The following is a 21,052-nucleotide window of genomic DNA, read 5'->3' as shown; positions in this document are numbered from 1 at the left end:
CCGTACTCGGCCATGCGCTCCTCCAGGGACGGTGCGGGCGGTCCAGGGCCTGTCGGGTATCCCGGAGCCCGGACGGAAAACCCCGCCCGCACCGTCTGGACGACATTCCCGCGAGGGTTTACGGCATCGGGGCCCGGTTACTCACCACCGGTACCAACGCGACCTCGATCCACTCGCCGTGGTACCGCGCATCAGGAATCCGAGCAGCCACACGACCAGCACGGCCAGCGCCACCCACCACAGCAGTTTCACGGCGAATCCCGCGCCGAAAAGAATCAGCGCGAGCAGGAGAACCAACAGGACAGCAATCACGGTGAATACCTCCTCGGCGCACCGAGTTCCCGTCATTGCCTTTCATACACCGTGAGTTGAAGACGTGACCGATAATTCCGAGAACAACCGGCCGGGCCCGTCCGAGGACCGGAAGACCCGGCTCACCGTTCTGGTGGCGCTCGCCGCCAATCTGCTCATCGCCGTGGCGAAGGCCGTCGGCGGACTGTTCGCCGGCTCGCCCGCGCTCCTTTCCGAGGCGGCGCATTCGGTGGCCGACAGCCTCAACGAGGTGTTCCTGCTCGCGGCGCTGCGCCGCAGCCGCAAGCCCGCGGACCGCAGGCACCCCTTCGGGTACGGCAAGGAGCGCTTCTTCTGGTCGCTGCTCGCCGCCGTGGGCATCTTCGTGATGGGCGGCTGCTTCTCGTTCTTCCAGGGGTTCGAGGCGCTGACGCAGGGAGGCGGGGAGGAGTCGCGCACGGGGTACGTCGCCGGGCTCGCGGTCCTCGGGGTGGCGCTGCTCGCCGAGGGCAGCTCGCTGGCCCGTGCCCTCCACCAGGTCCGCGCCCAGCCCGGTGAGGGCATCGGCGCGGACCCGGCGCTGCGCACGGTCGTCGCCGAGGACGGCACGGCGGTGATCGGGGTGCTCCTCGCCGCGGGCGGCATGGTGGCGCACATGGCGACCGGTGACATCGTCTGGGAGGCGGCGGCGTCGCTGACGATCGGGCTGCTGCTGGTGTACGTCGCCTTCAGCCTGGGCCGCAGCGCCCGCGACCAGCTGATCGGCGAGGCCGCTGACCCCGAGCTGCACCGCGGCATCCGTGAACTGCTCACGTCCCAGCCGGAGATCGACTACCTGGCGGCGCTGCACACGATGCGCCTGGGGCTGCACTCGACGCTCGTGGCGGCCCGTGTCGACCTCGTCCCCGGCATCGACAGCGAGCGTCTGGAGCTGGTGAGCGAGCGCATCAAGCGGGCCGTGCGGGAGCGCTGGCCGGAGGCCGACCAGGTGTTCCTCGACGTGGTGGAGGCGCCGCGGCGGGTACGGGACGAGCGCCCCGCCTGACCCGGGTCCGCGGCGCTCAGCCGTGCTTGCGGCCCGGCAGGAACTCCTGGGCCTTCGCCTTGAACCCCTGCTTGACGAGGTCCGTGCGCTGCGGGTCCCCCTTGAGTCCCAGTTGCCGGGCGAACGCCGCGTGGTCGACGTCCGGGAGCTCCTGCGACGGCAGGAACGAAGGGGATCCGCCCATCGCCCGCAGTTCCCAGGTCACCTGGTTCAGGTCGCGGTTGTCGAGCACGCCGACGACGAGCCGCGGGTCGGTCCAGCGGTGCCGGTACGCGGCGGCCGTGATGAGTTCGGCGAGGCCGTTCCTCTGCATGGCGCCGTCGCCGACCAGCGCGACGACCGGGCGGTCGGGGTGCGCGTACTTGGTGCCGATCGCGTAGGGGACGCCGCAGCCCATGGTGGCGAGGGTGCCGGACAGGGAGCCGCGCCTGGTGATGCGATCGGCGACCTTGGTGCTCATGCCGGGACCCTTCCGGTCGATGGGGCTGCCGGCAGCCGGGTGACCAGCCACGGGCCCGGGAAACCCGGTTGGCGCGGCCCGCGCGGGGTACTCGCGGCAGCACGGCGGACCGGTCGACACGAGGGAGGGGCCATGGGCCTGGTGCAGGCGGGAGTGCTGGTGCTGGACTGCGCGGAGCCGGAGGAACTGGCCGAGTTCTACCGGACGCTGCTCGACGGGGAGATCACTTCGTCGCCCGGCAGCAACCGGATCGACGTCATCGGCGGCCAGGGCACCCGGATGTCCTTCCGCCGCGATCTGAACGCCGCACCGGCCAGCTGGCCGCGCCCGGACGACTCCCAACAGGCCCATCTGGACTTCCTCGTGGCCCGGGACGACCTGGACGAGGTGGAGCGCCAGATCATCGGCCTGGGCGCACGGCCCCTGGAGACCCGTGGCGCACGCGGCCCCAACGAGACGCGGCTGTACGCGGATCCGGCCGGGCATCCGTTCGCGGTGCACTGCGCGAAGCAGCCCGCGCCGAAGACGAACTGACGGCCAACAAGTGGCCGACGAATGGCCGACGAGCTTTCCCAGAAACAAAGTTCGTCCCGTGCGACCACTTCCGCACGTATACGAACACGCGTGACACCCAAAAGGCTGTCCGGAAATGCGTCTACCGGCCCTATCCGATCGAATCCGGCCACAGAAAGGACAGATCATGAACTCCACGACGCGCGCTCCCCATCCGGCCGAGACCAAGCGCGAGGTCAAGGGCCGGATCCGCACCTGCCGCCCGGCGCGCCGCGACCGACGAGAACCCGCCGCGCCCGTCAACGACCGTGATCCGGACTGGAATCTGGTCCGCGGCGAGGACTGAGCGCCCCCTTCCGTCCCCCTCGTTCCGGCATATGCTGTCGGTGCCGACGAGGGGAGGCGTTTGGCAATGCCCACCGCTGCACGGCCCAAGATCCTCGTCGTCGACGACCGCGACGACACGCTCTTCGCGATGGAGAGCGCCCTGGCTCCGCTGGGGTATCCGGTGGATCGCGCGTCGTCCGGCGACGACGCGCTCAAGGCGGTCCTGCGCGGCGGCGTCGCGCTGGTCCTGCTCGACGTCCTGATGCCCGACGTCAGCGGCTTCGAGGTGGCCCACTACATGGCACGCCTGGAACAGACGCAGGACATCCCGATCATGCTCATCACCGGCGCGGGCCAGGACTCCGCGCTCGCTCTGAAGGCCTTCGAGCTGGGCGTCGCCGACTACGTCGTCAAGCCGGTCGAGCCGTGGGTGATGCGGACGAAGGTCCGCTATCTGTACGAGACGAGCCTGCGCCTGCGCGCACTGCGCGAGCAGCTCCGTGCGTACGAGAACGGCAGGGAGGAGCACTCCGCCCCGCCGCCGGCCGTCGGGGACCACCCGCTCCCTCGGCCCGCCTGACCTCTTCCTCGATCCCTGGTGGCCATGGTCACAGCCGATCCGGACCGCACGCCTCCGTCATGGTTGTAGAGTACAACCTGGTTAAGAGTTGTATAAGCCAACCCGTGGAGGTTCCGCTCATGCCCGCCGTGCGCAATCCGGCGCTGCGTCACGTACTCACGATGATGCTCACCCCGATCCTGATGTGCGTCGGCATGGGCCTGGCCTACCTGGGCGCCTTCTCCTCGCCCGAGCCGCACCACATGCCGGTCGCCGTCGTGGGCTCCGGCCCGCAGGCCAAGGTCTTCGCACAGACCGTGAAGGACCGGGCGGGCGACAAGCTCGACGTCCGCACCCTCGACGACCGGTCGGCCGCGATCGACCGGCTCATGACGCGCGACATCGACGGCGCCTACGTCCTCGGTGGCAAGGCGCCCGAGCTCATCGTGGCCGGCGCGGGGTCGGACACCACGGTCTCCGTCGTCGAGAAGGTCTTCACGCCGGTGGCGGCCCGGCAGGGCCTGCCGCTGACCGTCACGGACGTGGCACCGACCGTCGACGACGACCCGACGGGCCAGGGCCTGTTCTTCCTGCTCGTCGCGGTCAGCATCGGCTCGTACGCGTCGGTGGCCGTGATCGGCGGCGCCGGCGCGGTGCTGCGGATGCGCACCCGCGCCCTCCTCGTGGTCGCCGCCTCCGGTGTGGTCAGCCTGATCGGCGCCGCGTTCGCCGGCCCCGTCTTCCACCTGGCGCACCAGCACCTGTGGGGCCTGTGGGCGATGACCTGGCTGTACTCGGCCGGCATCCTCTTCATCGGCGTCGGACTGCACACGTTCCTGAAGAAGTGGACGACGCTCGGCGTCATGGTGCTGTTCGTGATGCTGAACTTCACCAGCTCGGGCGGCATCTTCCGGCCGGACGTGCAGAACGGCTTCTTCGCCGCGCTGCACGGCTTCTGGAACGGCGCCGGCTACGTCGAGGGCGCCCGCAGCCTGCTGTACTTCGACAGCTACGACCTGGCCCGCAACGTCTGGACCCTGGTGGCCTGGCTCGCGGCCGGTCTGGTGGTCATCGGTGTCGCGAAGCTCGCCGAGAGCCGGCAGGAGCGGGCCCTGACGGCTCCCGCCGCCCCGGCGAGGAGCGAGGCCGAGCTGACCGCGGAGGCGGACGAGGAGGCGGAGCAGGCCGTCGCGTAAGGGATCAGACCCCGTGCGGGATGGTCTTGGCCCGCCTCCGGATCATGAACGCCTCGACGATCTCCACGACGCCCATCGCCACCAGCCAGCAGCCGCCGACCAGGGTGAGCACGGCGACCGACTCGAAGGGCGAGACGATCAGCACGATCCCGGCGAAGGCGCTGATCACGCCGAGGAAGATCTGCCAGCCCCTGACGGGCATGCCCGGGTCGGAGATCGCCGCAACCGTCTGCGTGATGCCGCGGAACAGCCAGCCGATGCCGATCCACAGGGCGAGCAGCAGGATCGACTGCGTCGCGCCGCGGAAGCAGAACAGGCCCAGCAGGATCGAGACCGCACCGCTGATGAACGCCATCACGCGCAGCCCGGTCGTCACATGGGTGCCGAACGCGGTGACGAGCTGAAAGACGCCGCTGACGACGAGGTAGACGCCGAAGAGGACGCCCGCCGCCCACAACGAGGCGCCCGGCCACACGAGGACGAGCACCCCGAGGATCAGCGCGGCGCAGCCCGCGAGCAGAACCGCCTGCCAGGCGGCACTGGCGAGTCTGCCGAGCGGGCCCTCAGGGGTGCGGGGCGGCTCGTCCCGACCGGTCGGCTCGGCCCGGTGCTGCGGATCGTACGGTGCTTGGGTCATGCTCCGACTGTTCGCCGGGGCACCGGACGCCCGCCATCCGGACTGGGCCGGACGGGTGACGTCAGGAGGCGTCGCCGGCCGGCTCCTGCGCCTGATCCTGCTCCGGCCCCGGCTCCGGCTTCTTGTGCCGCACCGTGCAGACCAGTGCGTCGTCCTGCACGTCGGCCACGATCGTGTCGCCCGGTTCGGCGTCCCCCGCGAGCAGCAGCGACGCCAGCCGGTTGTCGAGTTCGGTCTGGATCGTGCGGCGCAGCGGGCGCGCGCCGAACTCCGGCTGATGCCCGTGCGCGACGAGGAGCTTCTTCGCGGCGTCGGTGACCTCCAGCGTGATGCCCTGCCCATGGACGCGCCGCTTGCTCCGGTCGAGGAGGTGGTCGACGATCTCGCCGAGGTCGTCCTGGGTGAGCCCGTGGAAGATGATGATCTCGTCGATCCGGTTGAGGAACTCGGGCAGGAAACGCCCCCGCAGGTCCTGCATGAGATCGTCCTTGATCTCGGAGACATCGCCCTGGTGCGCGAGGATCCGCTGCGCCCCGATGTTCGACGTCATGATGACCACGCAGTTGCGGAAGTCGACGGTGCGGCCCTGGGAGTCGGTGAGCCGGCCGTCGTCGAGGACCTGGAGCAGCGTGTTGAAGACGTCCGGGTGCGCCTTCTCCACCTCGTCGAAGAGCAGCACGCTGTACGGCTGGCGGCGGACCTTCTCGGTGAGCTGGCCGGCCTCCTCGTGGCCCACGTATCCGGGCGGCGCGCCGACGAGCCGGGAGACCGTGTGCTTCTCCTGGAACTCGCTCATGTCGAACCGGACCATGCGGTTCTCGTCGCCGAACAGCAACTCCGCGAGCGCCTTGGCCAGTTCGGTCTTGCCGACGCCGGTCGGGCCGAGGAACAGGAAGGAGCCGACGGGCCGGTTCGGGTCGCCCATCCCCGCGCGGTTGCGGCGGACCGCCTCGGAGACCGCGGTGACGGCCTCGTCCTGGCCGACGACCCGGGAGTGCAGGGCGTCCTCCAGCTTGAGGAGCTTCTCCTTCTCGGTGGCGGTGAGCTGCGAGACGGGGATGCCGGTGCGGCGCGAGACGACGTCGGCGATGTCGGACGCGGTCACCTCGACGACGCCCTCGCGGCGCTCCTCGATCCCGGCGAGCTCGCCCTCCGCCTCGCCGATCCGCTGCTTCAGCTCGGACGCCCGCTCGAAGTCCTCGGCGGCGACGGCCTGGTCCTTCTCGCGGCGCAGCTTGGCGATGCGGTCCTCGCGGCTGACGACCTCGGTGGAGCGGCCGGAGCTGCGCAGCCGGACCCGGGCGCCCGCCTGGTCCATCACGTCGATGGCCTTGTCGGGCAGGAACCGGTCGCTGATGTAGCGGTCGGACAGCTCGGCCGCCGCCGTCAGGGCCCCGTCGCCGAACCTGACCTGGTGGTGCGCCTCGTACGCGTCGCGGAGCCCCTCGAGGATCTGCACGGTCTCCGCGACGGACGGCTCGGGGATGTTCACCGGCTGGAAGCGCCGCTCCAGGGCCGGGTCCTTCTCCACGTACTTGCGGTACTCGTCGATGGTGGTGGCGCCGACGACGTGCAGGTCGCCGCGGGCCAGGGCGGGCTTGAGCATGTTGCCCGCGTCCATGGCGCCCTCGCCACTGGCGCCCGCCCCGACGACGGTGTGCAGCTCGTCGATGAACAGGATGACGTCGCCGCCCGCCGCCTGGACGTCCTCGATGACCTTCTTCAGCCGCTCCTCGAACTGGCCGCGGTACTGCGCCCCGGCCACCATGCCGGACAGGTCGAGCGCGACGACCCGCTTGTCCTTGAGGGTGTCGGGCACCTCGCCCGCCACGATGCGCTGCGCGAGCCCCTCGACGATGGCGGTCTTGCCGACGCCGGGCTCGCCGATCAGCACGGGGTTGTTCTTGGAGCGCCGGGAGAGGATCTCCACGGTCTGCTCGATCTCCTCGGCCCGGCCGACGACCGGGTCGAGCTTTCCGGCCTTCGCGTCCTCGGTGAGGTCGCGGCCGTACTCGTCCAGGGTGGGGGTCGCACTGCCGCCCGTGCCGGACGAGGCGGGCACCCCGTCGGCGCGGGCCGCCGAGTCCGTGGCCCCGCGCACCTGGTCGACGCCGATGCCCTGCGCCCGCAGCAGCCGCCCCGCGCCGGAGTCGGGATCGTCCAGCAGGGCGCCGAGGATGTGCTCCGGGCCGATGTACGAGACGCCGGCGGCCTGGGAGCGGGCGTGCGCCGCGGTGAGCGTGCGCTTGGCGGCCGGGGTGAGTCCGGGCTGCGCGGAGGGTTCGCCGCTCTCGCCGGGAAGGATCCTGGCGATGGTCGCCGCGAGCGCGTCGGGCTCGACGCCGGCCTGCGCCAGCAGGGTGCGGGCCGGGTCGACCTGGGTCGCCGCCCACAGCAGGTGCTCGGTGTCCAGGTCCGAACTGCCTTCCTCCGCCGCCCTGTTGGTGGCCCGGCCGATGAGTTCGCGCGCCGAGTCGGTGAGCAGCCGGCCGATGGGCACGCGCTGCACCTGCGGCGGCGCGGATCCCGGCGACATGCCGAAGAACCGGTTGAGGAGTTCCCCGAAGGGGTCGGGCGAGTCGAAGGGGGATCCGAAGGACATCGACATGGCGGGGTCTCCCGGTAGGACGTCACGGCAACCCCTTCACTGAAGCAACACCTCCCGGGGTACGCAAAGCGGGAGGAAGCAGCACAATGAGCCCATGACCGCAAACGCTCGCTCCCCCAAGCCCGGCCCGTTCCCGGTACGCCGCGTCTACGACCCGGCCGCCCCCGCCGACGGCACCCGTCTGCTGGTCGACCGGCTGTGGCCGCGCGGCGTCTCCAAGGAACGGGCGCACGTCGACGAGTGGCTCAAGGACATCGCGCCGTCGAAGGAGCTGCGCTCCTGGTACCACGAGGACCGGGACGGCCGGTACGACGCCTTCGCCGAGCGCTATCGCGCCGAACTGACGGAGCCGGTCCGCGCCGACCTCGTGGACCACGTGCGCGAGCTGGCAGGGCGGGGCACCGTCACCCTGGTCACGTCGGTGAAGGACATCGAGCACAGCCACGTCCCCGTGCTCGTGCGCCACCTCGAAGAGGCGTAGCTCAGGCCGCCAGGCAGACCGTGCCGCGCCCCTGCGCCGCGCTCGTCCCCCGCACGCCGACGACCGCCGTGACGGAGACGGTCCTGCGCACCGGGGTCGCGCGTGTCAACTCGGCCTGGGCCAGCGTCAGTACGTCGACCAGGCCGAGCCCGAGGGCGCCGGCCGCGGCGGCGAGCATCTCCGACGACGCCTCCTTGCGGCCGCGCTCCACCTCCGACAGATAGGGCATCGAGATCCCGGCGACGTCGGCCACGTCCTGCAGCGTGCGCCCCTGGGCGCGTCGACGGCGGCGCAGCACGTCACCGACGACGTGCCGCCACAGCGGCTCCTGGGCGGGCAGCGAACGGGTCCTGGGGGTCTCGTGGTTGCTCATCGGCCCAGCGTAAGGGCGTCCGGCCGGGGTCCGGGCGGGCTTCGCCGAGGGCGATATCCGCGGCGCCGTCCCCCTCCTCGCTGCGTTCGTGGCGCAGCGGCACGACGCCGTTGCGCAGGACGATCCTGCGCATGTCGGCCTCGCCTCGCGTCCTGGCCGGCTCCCGGGCGTTCAGAATTGCCGCATGCACAAGACTGCACGGGGCGCCGCGAGGCTGCCATGGAAGTGACTCTGATCGCTGTCGTCGGTGTCGCGAGCGTCGTCGCCGTCGCCGCGTTCTCCCAGCGTCTGGGGCTGGCCGCGCCACTGAGCCTGGTCGTGGTGGGGATCGCGCTGAGTTTCGTGCCGGGCGTGCCGGTGGTGGAGGTGGAACCGGAGTGGGTGCTCGCCGGGGTGCTGCCGCCCCTCCTCTACTCGTCCGCCGTCAATATGCCCGCGCAGGACTTCCGCCGCGACATCAAGGCGATCGGCGGGCTCGCGGTGCTGCTCGTCGCCGTGTCCACGCTGGGTGCGGGCTGGCTGGTGCACCTGCTGATGCCGGACATCGGGTGGCCGGCCGCGTTCGCGCTGGGCGCGGTGGTCAGCCCGACGGACGCGGTCGCGGCGACGTCGGTGGGCCGCAAACTCGGCCTGCCCTCGCGGCTGCTGACGCTGCTGGAGGGTGAGGGCCTGGTCAACGACGCGTCCGCGCTGGTGCTGCTGCGCTCGGCGGTCGCCGCGATGGCGGGCGCCGTGTCGCTGTGGGGGGTGGCCGGGGACTTCGTGTTCTCCGTGGTGATCGCGGTCGCGGTCGGCCTGGTCGTCGGTGTGGTCAACGTCCGCGTGCGGGCGCTGCTCAACGACACCGTCCTCAACACGGCGATCTCCTTCGTGGTGCCGTTCGTCGCGTACGTGCCCGCCGAGGAGTTCGACGCGTCGGGCGTGCTCGCGGTCGTCGTGACCGGTGTGGTGACGGGACATCAGAGTCCAAGGCTGCTGCGGGCCCAGGACCGGCTCGGCGAGGCCATGAACTGGCGGACGCTCGCCTTCCTCCTGGAGAGCGCGATCTTCCTGCTGATGGGCCTCGGCCTGAAGACGCTCGTCGACGAGGTGCACGCGCACGAGAACGGACTCGGCGCGGGCCGGGTCATCCTCTACGGGCTGGCCGTGACGGCCCTCGTCATCGTCGTGCGGATGGTCTTCGTGGTGCCGCTCGTGGCCATGCTGCGCCGCGACGAACGGCGGGCCGCCGCGGCGAAGCCGATGATGGAGCGGTGGCAGGAGCGGCTCGACACCTTCGATCTGGCCGAGCGCTTCGGTCCGCGCAAGCGGGCCCGGATCGAGCACCGCGTGCGCCGGACGAGCGCCGACATCGACTTCCGGCTCACGGAGACGCTGGGCTGGCAGGGCGGGGTGGTCCTCGCCTGGTCGGGGATGCGCGGCGCGATCACGGTGGCCGCGGCGCAGACCCTGCCCGAAGACACCCCGTACCGGGCGCAGCTGATCCTGATCGCGTTCGTCGTCGCCGTGACCACGCTGCTTCTGCAAGGGCTCTCCCTGCCTGCCGTGATCCGGACCGTACGGATCCCCGGCGACGACCCGCGGCGGCTGCACACGGAGTACGGGCAGCTGATCACGGAGATGTCCGCGGCGGCCCACGACTCCCTCGACGCGGCGGTGGCCGACGGCTCGGCCGCACCCGAACTGGCCGACCACGTCCGCGCGGACAGTCTGATCCGCCCCGCGAACGCCGACCCCGACGCGGACGAGCAGCCGCCCGCACCGGACCACGACGCCCTCGTGGCGGAGCGCGCCCAGTACCTGCGGCTGCGCCTCCAGGTGATCTCCGCGGAGCGCGAGGCCCTGCTCGCCGCACGCACCCACGGCACGTACAGCTCGCGCGCTCTCAGCGGCGCCCAGCACGTCCTCGACCTGGAGGAGGCCCGCCTGCAGCAACTCGGCGACCGCTTCGAGGAATAGGGCCTGTCCCGCGGAGCCGCTCAGCCGAGCAGGTCCGCCACCATCGCCGCGAACTCGTCCGGTGTGGCCAGTCGGATGCCGAGGTCCTCGGCCTTGGCGCGCTTGGATCCCGCGCCCTCGCCGGCGACCACCAGGCTGGTGTTCTTCGAGACGCTGCCGGACGCCTTGCCGCCGGCCCGCTCGATGAGCTCGTTCATCTCGTTGCGGGAGAGCTTCTCCAGCGGGCCGGTCATCGCGCCGGTCACCACGACCTTCATCCCGGCGAGCGGCCCCGCGGCCGCCGTGTCCGCCTCGTCCGCCGTCTCCTCGGCGGGCGGGGTCGCACCGGGCTCGGTCATCATGAGGCCGGCCGCCGCGAGCCGGTCGATCTGCTCGGCGAGCTCCGCGAGTTCGGCGACGATGACCGGGGCCTTCTCCGCGCCGATCCCCTCCACGCGCTGCATGGCCTCGGCGTCCGCGGCTCTGATCCCGTCCATGGTGGCGAAGTGGCGGGCGATGCGCCGGGACATCGAGCGGCCGGTGCCGCGGACGCCGAGGGCGCACAGGACGCGGGAGAGCGGCTGGTTCTTCGCCGCGTCGAGCGCCGCCAGGAGGTTGTCGGTGCTGGTCTCGCCCATGCGGTCGAGGCCGAGCAGCTGCTCGCGGGTCAGCCGGTCGAACAGGTCGGGCAGCGCGGTGACGAGTCCGGCCTCCACGAGCTGGACGACCCGGGAGTGTCCGAGCCCTTCGATGTCGAGCTGGTCGCGGCCCGCCGCGTAGGCGACGGAGGCGACCAGGTGGCAGTTGCGGCCCCGCTCGCACCGCCAGCGCTGCTCGCTGGTGTCGATGCCTGAGCCGCACTGCGGGCACTCGGTCGGGAAGGTGATCTCGCGCTCGTCACCGGTGCGCAGGTGCGCCACGGGGGCCTCGATGCGAGGGATGATGTCGCCCGCCTTGTAGACCATGACGTGGTCGCCGATGCGCAGGTCGCGGCGGGTGATGTCGGCCGGGTTGTGCAGCGTCGCGTACGTGACGGTGGAGCCGTCGATCTCGACCGGTTCGAGGACGGCGCGCGGGGCGATGATGCCGGTACGGCCCACGTTCCACTCGACGTCGAGCAGCTTGGTGATCTTCTCGACGGCGGGCAGTTTGAAGGCGACCGCCCAGCGCGGCGCCCGCGTGCCCGATCCGGCGCTGCGCTGGTCGGCGGCGAGATCGGCCTTGACGACGATGCCGTCGATCCCGAACGGCAGCTCGGCCCGCAGCGCGGCGATCTCCCGCACCCGGGCGACGACCTCCTCGACCGTGCCGACGACGACACCGGGCACCTCGGTGCGCGCGGGGGTGCCGATGCCGAGCGCGGCGGCGCGGTCCATGAGCGCGCCGTGGGCGGCCTCGGTCAGCTCGGTGGCGTCCTGCTCGGCGGTGCCGGGCAGCGGCAGCAGTCCGTAGCCGAAGAAGGTCATCGGCACGGTGTACGCGCGGTCCTTGGCGCGCAGCGTGCCGGCCGCCGCGTTGCGCGGGTTGGCGAAGGGGGCGCCGCCGTGCTCGGTGCGCACCTCGTTGGCGTACTCGAACTGCGCGGTGGTCATGAGCACTTCGCCGCGCACTTCGAGCGTGGCCGGCTCCGCGAGTTCACCGGGGAGGCCCTCGATGGTGCCGATGGCGTGCGAGACGTCCTCGCCCGCCGTCCCGTCGCCGCGGGTGACGAGCCGGGTGAGCCTGCCGTGCTCGTAGCGGGCGGCGATCGCCAGGCCGTCCAGCTTGGGCTGAACGTTCCAGCACGCGACCTCACGGCCGATCCGGCGCTCCACGGCGGCGGCCCAGGTGGCGAACTCCTCGTCCGAGAACACGTTGTCCAGGCTGAGCATGGGCGCCGTGTGCGGCACGTCGCCCTCGATCGCGCCGCCCGCGACCTTCCCCGACGGCGAGTCGGGCAGCACCTCGTCCGGATGCTCCGTCTCGTACGCGGTGATCGCCCGCACGAGACGGTCGTAGGCGTCGTCGTCGAGCGCGGAGGTACCGCCCTCGTAGTAGGCGGCGGCAGCGCGCGTCGCCTCCTGGACCGCCTGGGCATAGGCAGTGGCGTCGGGCAGCACGGCGGGCACGGCAGAAGTCGTCGTCATGCCCTTCATCCTGCCTGCCACCACTGACAATGGCCGCTGACGGCGCCCGGCCCGCCGGGGCTACGACGCCTTCGGACGCTCCCAGTCGCAGGGCCGCGAGGGGCAGGCGTGCGCGTCGTGCTCCTTGAGCGCGACGCTCACCAGGCTCAGCAGCAGGTGCACGTCGGTGTCGCACTCCAGGAGCACGGTGATCCAGGAGTCGCCCGGCCGGACCCGGATCGCGGTGTTGTGACGCAGTTGCGGAAGGAGCCGCTGCACCGCCGAGGAGGTCAGGTACAGATCGGCGGAGTCGTCGGCGTGGAAATGGACGAGTTCGTGGCCCGCCGCACCGAACGCGTGCCCAACCGAGCACCGGGGCGGGCCACTTACCAGGTTCGGCCATGTCCCGAGTTCGGTCATGGCGCGCTGGGCCGCGGTCATACTCCCATCCTCGCGCACCCTTTACCTGATGGAAAACCCCCATCCACCCCCGCGTCCGCGCGACTTCCTACAGCGGTCCGGACCCGAGGAGCTGACCGCCGTCGATGACGAGGGTCTCGCCGGTGATCCAGCGGGCGCCGTCCCCGGCGAGGAAAGCGACGGCCGCGCCGATGTCCTGCGGTTCCCCGATCCGGCCCAGCGGCGTGGCCTCGGCGACGCGGGTCTCGTTCTCCTGCCAGAGCGCCTCGGCCATGCGGGTGCGGACGATGCCGGGGGCGATGGCGTTGACCCGGACCGACGGGCCGAGTTCCAGGGCGAGTTGCTTGGTCAGATGGATCAGGGCGGCCTTCGAGACGTGGTAGATCCCGACGTCCTTCGCGACCGAGAGCCCGCCGATCGACGCCGTGTTGACGATCGCGCCGCCGTGCTCGCCCATCCACGCCTTCACCGCGAGCGACGTCCACAGGATCGGCGCCCACAGATTGACGTCCATGGTCTTGGCGAAGCGGGCGTGGTCCTGCTCGACAACCGGCCCGTACGCGGGGTTCGTGCCCGCGTTGTTGACGAGGACGTCGAGCCGCCCGTAGGTCTCGACGGTGAAGTCGACACAGGCGCGGGCGGCGTCCTCGTCGGTGGCGTGCGCCCCGAACCCGACGACGCCCTCGCCCAGTTCGCGGGCCGCCTCCTTGGCGCGGTCCTCGCTGCGGGACGTCACGACCACCTGGGCACCCCGGTCGCGCAGGGCGGCGGCCGCCGCGAGGCCGATGCCCCGCGACGCGCCGGTCACCACCGCGACCTTCCCTTCCAGGGACGTCACCGCTCACCCCGCTCGGTCTCGCGGCGGCGCAGCTCGCGCCGGGCGATGGTCCGCTTGTGCACCTCGTCGGGGCCGTCCGCGAGGCGCAGCGTGCGCAGGTGGGCGTACATGCTCGCCAGCGGGAAGTCGTCGCTCACGCCCGCGCCGCCGTGCACCTGGATGGCGCGGTCGACGACCTTGAGCGCGACCTCGGGGGCCGCGACCTTGATGGCGGCGATCTCGGTGCGGGCCTGCTTGTTGCCGACGGTGTCCATCAGGTGGGCCGCCTTCAGGGTGAGGAGGCGGGCCATGTCGATCTCGATGCGGGCCTCGGCGATCCAGTCCTGGATGTTGGCCCGGTCGGCGACCGGGGCGCCGAAGGTCGTCCGGGACTGCGCCCGGTCGATCATCAGGTCCAGGGCGCGCTCGGCCATGCCGATGGAGCGCATGCAGTGGTGGATACGGCCGGGCCCGAGCCGCGCCTGGCTGATCATGAAGCCGTCGCCCTCGCCCGCGAGCAGGGCGGTGCGCGGCACCCGTACGTTCTCGAAGAGCACCTCGGCGTGGCCCTCGCGGTCCTGGTAGCCGAAGACGGGCAGGCCGCGCAGGATGGTGACGCCGGGCGTGTCGAGGGGGACGACCATCATCGACTGCTGGCGGAAGGCGGGGCCGTCCGGGTCGGTCTTGCCCATGACGATGAGCACCTTGCAGTGCGGGTGCAGGGCGTTCGACGTCCACCACTTGCGGCCGTTGAGGACGTAGTCGTCGCCGTCGGCCACCATGCGCAGCTGGATGTTGCTCGCGTCCGAGCTGGCCACGGCGGGCTCGGTCATGGCGAACGCGGAGGCGATCTCACCGTCGAGCAGCGGCTTGAGCCACTTCTCCTTGTGCTCCTCGGTGCCGAAGAGGGTGAGGACCTCCATGTTGCCGGTGTCGGGCGCGTTGCAGTTCGTGGCCTCGGGGGCCAGGTGGGCGCTGCGGCCCATGATCTCGGCGAGCGGCGCGTACTCCAGGTTGGTCAGGCCCGGGCCCCATGCGGGGTGCGGGTGGAAGAGGTTCCACAGGCCGCGCTTCTTCGCCTCGGTCTTCAGCTCCTCGATGACCGGCGGGTGGAAGTGCGCGTCCCCGGACTCGGCCATCTGCGCGGCGTACACCGCCTCGGCGGGGTAGATGTGCTCGTCCATGAAGGCGAGCAGCTTGTCCTGATACTCCTTGGCCCTGTCGGACAGGTCGAACACGGGTCCTCCCACGGTCGTCTCGTACGGTCTCACAGCCGGCCCGACGGGCCCAGCAGCGCTGCCAGTTCGCGTGCCGTCGTCACGGCGTCACGGTGCACGACCCCGGCGATGCCGAGCCGGGCCGCGGCCGTGATGTTCTGTTCGAGGTCGTCCACCATGACGGTCTCCCCGGGCGCCACGCCCAGGCGTTCGCAGGCGATGGCGTACGCGCGGCGCGAGGGCTTGCGCACGCCGATCTCGCCGGAGACGGTGACGGCGTCGAACATCGCGGGCAGGTCGAAGCCCGCGTAGCAGTCGTCGCCGAGGGAGTTCGAGAGCAGGCCGACGCGGTGGCCGTCGGCGCGCACCTTCGCCACGAGCGCGACCATGTCGGGGTCGGGCCGCAACCGGGCCTGCAGCCGGCCGACCAGGCCCGGCCCCTCGGCGGTCACGCCGTGCGCCCCCAGGCGGCGCGCGAGTCCGTCCTCGAACTCCCGCTCCCCGATCCGCCCTTCCTCGTGGTCGACGAGCAGGGTGCTGCTCTCGGGGTCCTTCGACAGCATCCGCAGCAACAGTCCGGGCTCGCCGCCGAGTTCCCGGCTCAGCTCCGCGAACGCGGCGACGACGCTCGTGGTGAGCACGCCGCCGAAGTCGAAGAGCACCGCGCCGCGCGCGCCGTCGGCCGTGGTCATCGCACTGCCTCCTGGTAGCGGCGCATGCCGCGCAGCCACCGGTCGTAGTCGCTGCCCTTGCGGCGGTAGAAGTCGAGCACCTGCGGGTGCGGCAGGACGAGGAACGGCTCGTCGCCGACCGCCGCCACGACGCGGTCGGCGACGTCCAGCGGCTGCAGCAGCTCGCCGGAGTCCAGCACGGCGCGGGCCGCGGCCTGCTCGACGGGGTCCGCGGACCGGGTGCCGGCCATCAGCAGTTCGGTCTCGACGCCCTGCGGGCACAGGCAGCTCACCCGCACGCCCCGGTCGCCGTACGTCACCGAGAGCCATTCGGCGAAGGCGACGGCGGCGTGTTTGCTGACGGAGTACGTCGCGGAGCCGATCTGGGTGAGCAGGCCGGCCGCCGACGCGGTGCTGAAGAAGTAGCCCTCGCCGCGCTCCAGCCAGCCGGGCACGAGGAGCTTGGCGGCGCGCACGTGCGCCATGACGTTGACGTCGAGGGCGCGGCTCCACTCCTCCTCGCTCGCGTCGAGCCCGGCCCCGCCGCCGATCCCGGCGTTGGCGAAGTAGAGGTCGACGGGTCCGAACCGCTCCTGCGCCGCGTCGATCAGCCCGCGCAGGTCGTCGGCGTCGGCCGCGTCGCCCGCCCGGCCCGCGACCCGCTCCCCGTGTGCGCCGGCGAGCCGCTCGACCGTCGCGTCGAGGCGCTCCGCGTCCAGGTCGGTCAGCAGGACCCCGCCGGCCCCCGCTTCGAGGAGGCGCTGGGCGACGGCGGCGCCGATGCCGCCCGCCGCGCCGGTGACGATCGCGACCCTGTCCTTGATCCGCATGACCTTGCCCACTCCCTCGCTCGGCTCGTTCCAACGTACTTGAATCCGGGTTCAGGTTCAATGGCCAGATCCGCGCACACGGGCCTTGAGCCCGCGCCGCGCCTCCGTATATTTGAACCCAACGTCAGGTTCAACACTCTGAACACGGCCGCGACCAGCGGGTGTTCACCCTCCCCGTCAGGGCGATTCCAAGGAGTTCGCACATGACCGACCAGCTGCCGAGCGCGGAGTGGGAGAAGGTGGCGGCCCGTGACATCACCGCCAACGGCATCACCCTGCGGGTCCATGAGCACGGCCCGCAGGACTCGGACAAGCCGCTGATCGTGCTCTGCCACGGCTTTCCCGAGCTGGCGTTCTCCTGGCGCCACCAGGTCCTGGCGCTCGCCTCGGCGGGCTACCGGGTCATCGCTCCGGACATGCGGGGCTACGGCGGGAGTTCACGGCCCGCGGACCCCGAGGCGTACGACGCGCTGACCCTGTGCGCGGACCTCGCCGGGCTGCTCGACGCCGTCGGCGCGGAGGACGCGGTGTTCGTCGGTCACGACTGGGGCGCGTCGGTCGTGTGGCACATGGCGTGGGCGCACCCGGAGCGGGTGCGGGCCGTCGTCGGGATGAGCGTGCCGGTGACGCCGCGCTCCCCCGCCCCGCCGCTGCCGATCATGCGCAAGCGGCTCGGTGACGACTTCTACATCGTGTGGTTCCAGGAGCCGGGCGTCGCCGACCGGGCACTCGCGCAGAACGTGCGCAGGACCCTGGTCACGCGGGAGATCTACTCGGCCCGGTGGGCGGCGAGGCCGGACGAGCAGTTGGCGCCGCCGCGCTGGCTCGGCGACGGGGAACTCGCCCACTACGTCGAGACGTTCGAGGCGACGGGCTTCACCGGCGGCCTCAACTACTACCGCAACATGGACCGCACCTGGGCCCTGACGGAGCACCTCCAGGACCGGACGATCGACTGCCCGGCGCTGTTCGTCACCGGCTCCAAGGATCCGGTCGGCCGGTTCATGCCGGACGACAAGATGGAGCGGGTCCTCACCGACCTGCGGGGCCGGGTCGTCCTGGACGGGGCCGGCCACTGGATCCAGCAGGAGCGTCCGCAGGAGGTCAACGCCGCTCTCCTGGAGTTCCTCTCCGGGCTCGGCTGATAGCATCCGCAGCTCAGCCTGTGAGTGCAGGCGTTGCTCGTACCCGTTCGAACGACAGTGGATGGACCGCATTGGCTGCCCAGGCCCCGGCCGCTGACGGCGGCCAGAAGCAACCGATCACACCCCGCAGCGCCCGCGGTGTCAGGACGCGCAACGCACTGGTCGTCGCCGCGCGCGAGGTCTTCGAGCGCGACGGCTACCTCGACGCCCGGATCACCGACATCTCCAAGGCCGCCCACGTGGCGTCGGGCTCGTTCTACACGTACTTCAACAGCAAGGAAGAGATCTTCGAGGCGCTCGTCGAGCAGGTGCAGGAGGAAATGCTCCACCCGCACCTGCGCGAGCGCACCGGGATCACGGACCCGCGCGAGATGATCGACGCGTCCAACCGCGAGTACCTGCGCGCCTACAAGAAGAACGCCCGGCTGATGGCGCTGTTCGAGCAAGTCGCCCAGATCGACGAGAAGTTCAAGCAGCTGCGCATCGAGCGGGGCAACGCGTTCGCCCGGCGCAACGCCAAGCTGATCCGCTCGCTCCAGGAGTCGGGCCAGGCGGACCCGGACCTGGATCCGCTGGTGACGGCCCACGCGCTGTCCGTGATGGTGAGCCGCATGGCCTACCTGGTGTTCGTGCTCGGGCAGCGGATCCCGTACGAGAAGCTCGTGACGACGCTCAACAAGATCTGGGAGAACGGGCTTCAGCTCAGGCCCGAGGCGCCCCGGACCCCCGCGGCCCCGGACGCTCCCGGCGTGCTCGACGGCTGATCCGCCCGGGTGGCGCGGCGGTCCAGGATCTCCAGCACTCGCCGTCCCCAGCCCAGCATCTCCTCCTCGAAGGAGATGCCGGCCATCAGCGTCAGGTACGGGCCGATCCGCTCGCCGTCGGTGAGGAACTCCTCCTCGCCGAGCCCGCCGAGCAGATGCCGGCGCACCCGCTCGTAGCGGGCCATCTTGCCGCGCGCCCAGGCCATCCGCTCCTCGACGTGCGCGCGCACCGCGTCGAGGTCGCCGACGTCGACGGCCTGCACCTTCACCATCAGCTCGTCGCGCATCGCGGTGGGCTTCGGCTGTCGCTCCGTGAACGCGGCGAGATCCGCGCGGCCGGCCGCGGACAGCGTGAACATCCGCTTGTTGGGCCTGCGCTCCTGCGGGACGACGCGGGCGTCGATCAGCCCGTCGGCGGCCAGTCGGTCCAGCTCGCGGTAGAGCTGCTGAGGCGTCGCGGCCCAGAAGTTCGACACGGAGACGTCGAAGATCTTCGCCAGGTCGTATCCGGACGACTCGCCCTCCAACAGGGCGGCGAGGACCGCGTACTTCAGAGACATGTGGACACCCTACAGCGATGCGATTACTCTCGTCCGCACCTATTCAATTAGTTGCCTATCAGGGCGGCGTGGCGAAGGCGAGGTGGCGGGCATGCATCAGTTCCGTGCGGCAGTGGAGAAGGGCGACATGGCTGCGGTGGAGGCGCTGCTGGCCGAGGACGTGGTCTTCTCCAGCCCGGTCGTGTTCAAGCCGTACCCCGGCAAGGCGATCACGGCGGCGATCCTGCGCGGCGTCGTCCGGGTCTTCGAGGACTTCCGGTACGTGCGGGAGATCGCCGACCCCGGCGGGCGGGACCACGCGCTCGTCTTCGAGGCCCGGGTCGGCGACAAGCAGATCACCGGCTGCGACTTCCTGCACTTCGACGAGGACGGCCTGATCGACGACTTCATGGTGATGGTCAGGCCGCTGTCGGCCGCGCAGGCGCTCGCCGCGGCGATGGGCGCCCAGTTCGACCGGATCGAGCGGGAGGCGGCGGAGGCCGGCGGCGCCTGACCGGAGTCCGCACCGCTTGCCGCCGGGCCGCGTCGGCTCAGCGCAGGTCGTCGTCCCCGGCGAAGTCCGCCAGTTCGAAGACGACCTCGCCGGAGTCGGCGCGGCTGTCGCCCACGAGCCGCACGGTGGCACCCACCCACACCATGTGGGGGGCGGTCCCGACGATCCGGCAGGGCACCACGAAGTCCTCGGGGAACCGCACGAGCGACTCGTTGCGCGCCACTCCGGTGCCGCGGTGCACGACGCGGGACTGGACCACGACGCCGGGGCCCGCGCTGTGCTCCGTGCGCAGGTCGCTCGACGCGCACACCGGGCACAGCAGGCGCCGGAACGACGCGGTGCCGCACCATCGGCAGCGCTGGTAGGCGAATCCCGCGTCCGCGGGCGCCATGACCCCTGCTCCGGCCCCGCTCCCGGACATCCCCCACGTCATCGACATCGCCTGGCCTCCCGCGCTCGCCCGGTGCGCGCCGGGCTGCGGCCTCGGCACCTCCGCAGCGTATGACACTCAGTGCCGCGCGGTAAAGACACCGAGTACCCTCTACTGCTGTTCAGTCCTTGCGCAGGGCCGATTCCACCTGCTGGATGACGCGCCACATGGGGGCGCCCTTGGGCGCGACCATGACGACGACCTCGTCGGGCGAGGCGGCGGGCGCGGGCTGCGCGGCCGTCTCGCCCCACACCTGCCGTACGAGTCCGAGCGCGTGGTCGACGGGCTCCTCGGCGTCCCCCTCCCCACCGGACCGCAGCCACGCCCGCAGCCCGTTGTTGTGCGCGGCCACCACCGAGGCGGCGACGACCTCGGCGCGCAGCGCGCCGTCCGCCGCACCGGCCCAGCGCAGCCGCAGATACCCGGCGAGGGTGCGCTCGTAGCGCCGCACGACGGACAGCTCGTACGTCCGCAGGCCCGGCACCTCACGCGTCAACTTGTAGCGCTGGACCGAGAATTCGGGGTTCGTCGCGTACATTCGCAGCACCAGCCGGGCCGCGTCGCACACCACGTCCACGGCGTCGCTCTCGTCGCTCGCGGCGTCGAGGAACGCGGTCATGTCGGCCAGGCAGCTCTCGTGGTCCGGGAAGACCGCGTCCTCCTTGGACGGGAAGTAGCGGAAGAACGAGCGCCGCCCGACCCCGGCCCGCGCCACGATGTCGTCCACGGTCGTCCGCTCGAAACCGCGCTCCAGGTACAGCTGGAACGCCGCCTCGGCCAGCACCTCCCGCATGGGCGCCTTCTTCTGTGACCCGTTGACCTCGCGTGCCTCGCTCATGCCGGGAACGTAACACCGCGCACACCGGTTTGGCACTACGTACCTTTACTGAGGGTACTGAGTGCCATATCGTGGGTTCACCCACCGCCAGAGCGAGGAGATCGGCGTGAGCTTGAGGATCGTTGTCACCGTGAAGTACGTGCCGGATGCGACGGGCGACCGGCACTTCGCCGATGACCTGACCGTGGATCGTGAGGATGTGGACGGTCTGCTGTCGGAGCTGGACGAGTACGCGGTGGAGCAGGCGCTCCAGATTTCCGAGAACTCGGATGACGATGTGGAGATCACCGTGTTGACGGTGGGTCCCGAGGACGCGAAGGACGCGCTGCGCAAG

At 71.4% G+C, this 21,052-nt stretch carries 23 protein-coding genes and 2 pseudogenes; 11 read left to right on the top strand and 14 right to left on the bottom strand.

Features of this window, described 5'->3' with window-relative positions; translation table 11 throughout:
* Window positions 1-141: 141 nt before the first annotated feature.
* Window positions 142-312: a hydrophobic protein gene (locus M4J07_RS32340; RefSeq protein ID WP_255977614.1), complete on the bottom strand. Its 171-nt coding sequence runs from the start codon at window positions 310-312 to the stop codon at window positions 142-144.
* A gap of 64 nt (window positions 313-376) precedes the next feature.
* Here M4J07_RS32340 and M4J07_RS32335 point away from each other — a divergent pair, with 64 nt between their 5' ends.
* The gene (locus M4J07_RS32335; RefSeq protein ID WP_255977612.1) at window positions 377-1,336 is read left to right on the top strand and encodes a cation diffusion facilitator family transporter; all 960 of its coding nucleotides are present in this window, start codon (window positions 377-379) and stop codon (window positions 1,334-1,336) included.
* Window positions 1,337-1,352: 16 nt separating this feature from the next.
* On the opposite strand, the pseudogene M4J07_RS32330 reads toward M4J07_RS32335, so the two are convergent.
* Window positions 1,353-1,763: pseudogene (locus tag M4J07_RS32330) on the bottom strand (thiamine pyrophosphate-dependent enzyme); the annotation flags it as partial.
* 165 nt (window positions 1,764-1,928) lie between these two features.
* Between M4J07_RS32330 and M4J07_RS32325 the strand changes: the two are divergent.
* The 4 genes from M4J07_RS32325 (at window position 1,929) to M4J07_RS32310 (ending at window position 4,391) form a co-directional block, all read left to right on the top strand.
* Window positions 1,929-2,330, top strand: coding sequence for a VOC family protein (locus M4J07_RS32325; protein ID WP_255977609.1), 402 nt, complete (start codon window positions 1,929-1,931; stop codon window positions 2,328-2,330).
* Between the two features lie 166 nt (window positions 2,331-2,496).
* On the top strand, window positions 2,497-2,655 hold the full coding sequence (locus M4J07_RS32320; protein ID WP_255977607.1) for a hypothetical protein: 159 nt from the start codon (window positions 2,497-2,499) through the stop codon (window positions 2,653-2,655).
* 66 nt (window positions 2,656-2,721) lie between these two features.
* Window positions 2,722-3,216 carry a response regulator gene (locus M4J07_RS32315; RefSeq protein ID WP_255977605.1) on the top strand — a complete coding sequence of 165 codons (495 nt, stop codon included), beginning with the start codon at window positions 2,722-2,724 and terminating at the stop codon, window positions 3,214-3,216.
* A 128-nt stretch (window positions 3,217-3,344) separates the two neighbouring features.
* A complete protein-coding gene (locus M4J07_RS32310) occupies window positions 3,345-4,391 on the top strand; it encodes a hypothetical protein (RefSeq protein WP_374215121.1) in 1,047 nt (348 codons plus the stop codon).
* Between the two features lie 4 nt (window positions 4,392-4,395).
* Here M4J07_RS32310 and M4J07_RS32305 read toward each other — a convergent pair whose 3' ends face one another.
* Both M4J07_RS32305 and M4J07_RS32300 read right to left on the bottom strand, forming a co-directional pair.
* A complete protein-coding gene (locus M4J07_RS32305; RefSeq protein ID WP_255977603.1) occupies window positions 4,396-5,028 on the bottom strand; it encodes an HdeD family acid-resistance protein in 633 nt (210 codons plus the stop codon).
* Between the two features lie 61 nt (window positions 5,029-5,089).
* Window positions 5,090-7,636: an ATP-dependent Clp protease ATP-binding subunit gene (locus M4J07_RS32300; RefSeq protein WP_255977601.1), complete on the bottom strand. Its 2,547-nt coding sequence runs from the start codon at window positions 7,634-7,636 to the stop codon at window positions 5,090-5,092.
* Between the two features lie 94 nt (window positions 7,637-7,730).
* Here M4J07_RS32300 and M4J07_RS32295 point away from each other — a divergent pair, with 94 nt between their 5' ends.
* Window positions 7,731-8,117, top strand: a complete 387-nt coding sequence (locus tag M4J07_RS32295; RefSeq protein WP_255977599.1) for a DUF488 domain-containing protein — start codon at window positions 7,731-7,733, stop codon at window positions 8,115-8,117.
* A 1-nt stretch (window position 8,118) separates the two neighbouring features.
* Here the strand turns inward: M4J07_RS32295 and M4J07_RS32290 are convergent, their stop codons facing one another.
* Complete coding sequence (locus M4J07_RS32290) at window positions 8,119-8,490, bottom strand: helix-turn-helix domain-containing protein (RefSeq protein ID WP_255977597.1); 372 nt, start codon at window positions 8,488-8,490, stop codon at window positions 8,119-8,121.
* 219 nt (window positions 8,491-8,709) lie between these two features.
* Here M4J07_RS32290 and M4J07_RS32285 point away from each other — a divergent pair, with 219 nt between their 5' ends.
* A complete protein-coding gene (locus M4J07_RS32285) occupies window positions 8,710-10,449 on the top strand; it encodes a cation:proton antiporter (RefSeq protein WP_255977595.1) in 1,740 nt (579 codons plus the stop codon).
* A gap of 20 nt (window positions 10,450-10,469) precedes the next feature.
* Here M4J07_RS32285 and ligA read toward each other — a convergent pair whose 3' ends face one another.
* The 6 genes from ligA to M4J07_RS32255 form a co-directional block, all read right to left on the bottom strand.
* Window positions 10,470-12,554: an NAD-dependent DNA ligase LigA gene (gene ligA / locus M4J07_RS32280; protein ID WP_255977593.1), complete on the bottom strand. Its 2,085-nt coding sequence runs from the start codon at window positions 12,552-12,554 to the stop codon at window positions 10,470-10,472.
* Window positions 12,555-12,614: 60 nt separating this feature from the next.
* The gene (locus tag M4J07_RS32275) at window positions 12,615-12,974 is read right to left on the bottom strand and encodes a luciferase domain-containing protein (protein ID WP_255977591.1); all 360 of its coding nucleotides are present in this window, start codon (window positions 12,972-12,974) and stop codon (window positions 12,615-12,617) included.
* 67 nt (window positions 12,975-13,041) lie between these two features.
* Window positions 13,042-13,791: an SDR family oxidoreductase gene (locus M4J07_RS32270; protein ID WP_255977589.1), complete on the bottom strand. Its 750-nt coding sequence runs from the start codon at window positions 13,789-13,791 to the stop codon at window positions 13,042-13,044.
* Window positions 13,788-15,020: an acyl-CoA dehydrogenase family protein gene (locus M4J07_RS32265; RefSeq protein ID WP_374215119.1), complete on the bottom strand. Its 1,233-nt coding sequence runs from the start codon at window positions 15,018-15,020 to the stop codon at window positions 13,788-13,790. Before M4J07_RS32265 ends, M4J07_RS32270 begins: the two co-directional genes overlap by 4 nt.
* Window positions 15,021-15,037: 17 nt before the next feature.
* On the bottom strand, window positions 15,038-15,679 hold the full coding sequence (locus M4J07_RS32260) for an HAD family hydrolase (RefSeq protein ID WP_255977587.1): 642 nt from the start codon (window positions 15,677-15,679) through the stop codon (window positions 15,038-15,040).
* Window positions 15,676-16,488, bottom strand: coding sequence for an SDR family oxidoreductase (locus M4J07_RS32255; RefSeq protein ID WP_255977585.1), 813 nt, complete (start codon window positions 16,486-16,488; stop codon window positions 15,676-15,678). The genes M4J07_RS32260 and M4J07_RS32255 overlap by 4 nt, the downstream gene beginning before the upstream one ends.
* A gap of 203 nt (window positions 16,489-16,691) precedes the next feature.
* On the opposite strand from M4J07_RS32255, the gene M4J07_RS32250 reads away from it, so the two are divergent.
* Window positions 16,692-17,633 carry an alpha/beta fold hydrolase gene (locus M4J07_RS32250; RefSeq protein WP_255977583.1) on the top strand — a complete coding sequence of 314 codons (942 nt, stop codon included), beginning with the start codon at window positions 16,692-16,694 and terminating at the stop codon, window positions 17,631-17,633.
* 71 nt (window positions 17,634-17,704) lie between these two features.
* Complete coding sequence (locus M4J07_RS32245) at window positions 17,705-18,397, top strand: TetR/AcrR family transcriptional regulator (protein ID WP_255977581.1); 693 nt, start codon at window positions 17,705-17,707, stop codon at window positions 18,395-18,397.
* Here M4J07_RS32245 and M4J07_RS32240 read toward each other — a convergent pair.
* Window positions 18,331-18,957 (bottom strand): PadR family transcriptional regulator, encoded by a 627-nt coding sequence (locus M4J07_RS32240; RefSeq protein ID WP_255977579.1) that lies wholly within the window; start codon window positions 18,955-18,957, stop codon window positions 18,331-18,333. The two genes, M4J07_RS32245 and M4J07_RS32240, sit on opposite strands and share 67 nt — an antisense overlap.
* Window positions 18,958-19,048: 91 nt before the next feature.
* Here M4J07_RS32240 and M4J07_RS32235 point away from each other — a divergent pair, with 91 nt between their 5' ends.
* Window positions 19,049-19,450 carry a nuclear transport factor 2 family protein gene (locus M4J07_RS32235; protein WP_255977577.1) on the top strand — a complete coding sequence of 134 codons (402 nt, stop codon included), beginning with the start codon at window positions 19,049-19,051 and terminating at the stop codon, window positions 19,448-19,450.
* 37 nt (window positions 19,451-19,487) lie between these two features.
* Here the strand turns inward: M4J07_RS32235 and M4J07_RS32230 are convergent, their stop codons facing one another.
* On the bottom strand, window positions 19,488-19,871 hold the full coding sequence (locus M4J07_RS32230) for a Zn-ribbon domain-containing OB-fold protein (protein ID WP_255977626.1): 384 nt from the start codon (window positions 19,869-19,871) through the stop codon (window positions 19,488-19,490).
* A 130-nt stretch (window positions 19,872-20,001) separates the two neighbouring features.
* On the bottom strand, window positions 20,002-20,718 hold the full coding sequence (locus tag M4J07_RS32225) for a TetR family transcriptional regulator (protein ID WP_255977574.1): 717 nt from the start codon (window positions 20,716-20,718) through the stop codon (window positions 20,002-20,004).
* Window positions 20,719-20,824: 106 nt separating this feature from the next.
* Here M4J07_RS32225 and M4J07_RS32220 point away from each other — a divergent pair.
* Window positions 20,825-21,052: pseudogene (locus tag M4J07_RS32220) on the top strand (electron transfer flavoprotein subunit beta); the annotation flags it as partial.

Origin of the sequence: Streptomyces longispororuber (assembly GCF_024448165.1) — a bacterium.
In the GTDB taxonomy this organism is placed as follows: domain Bacteria; phylum Actinomycetota; class Actinomycetes; order Streptomycetales; family Streptomycetaceae; genus Streptomyces; species Streptomyces longispororuber_A.
This window is presented reverse-complemented; position numbering and strand designations above follow the sequence as displayed.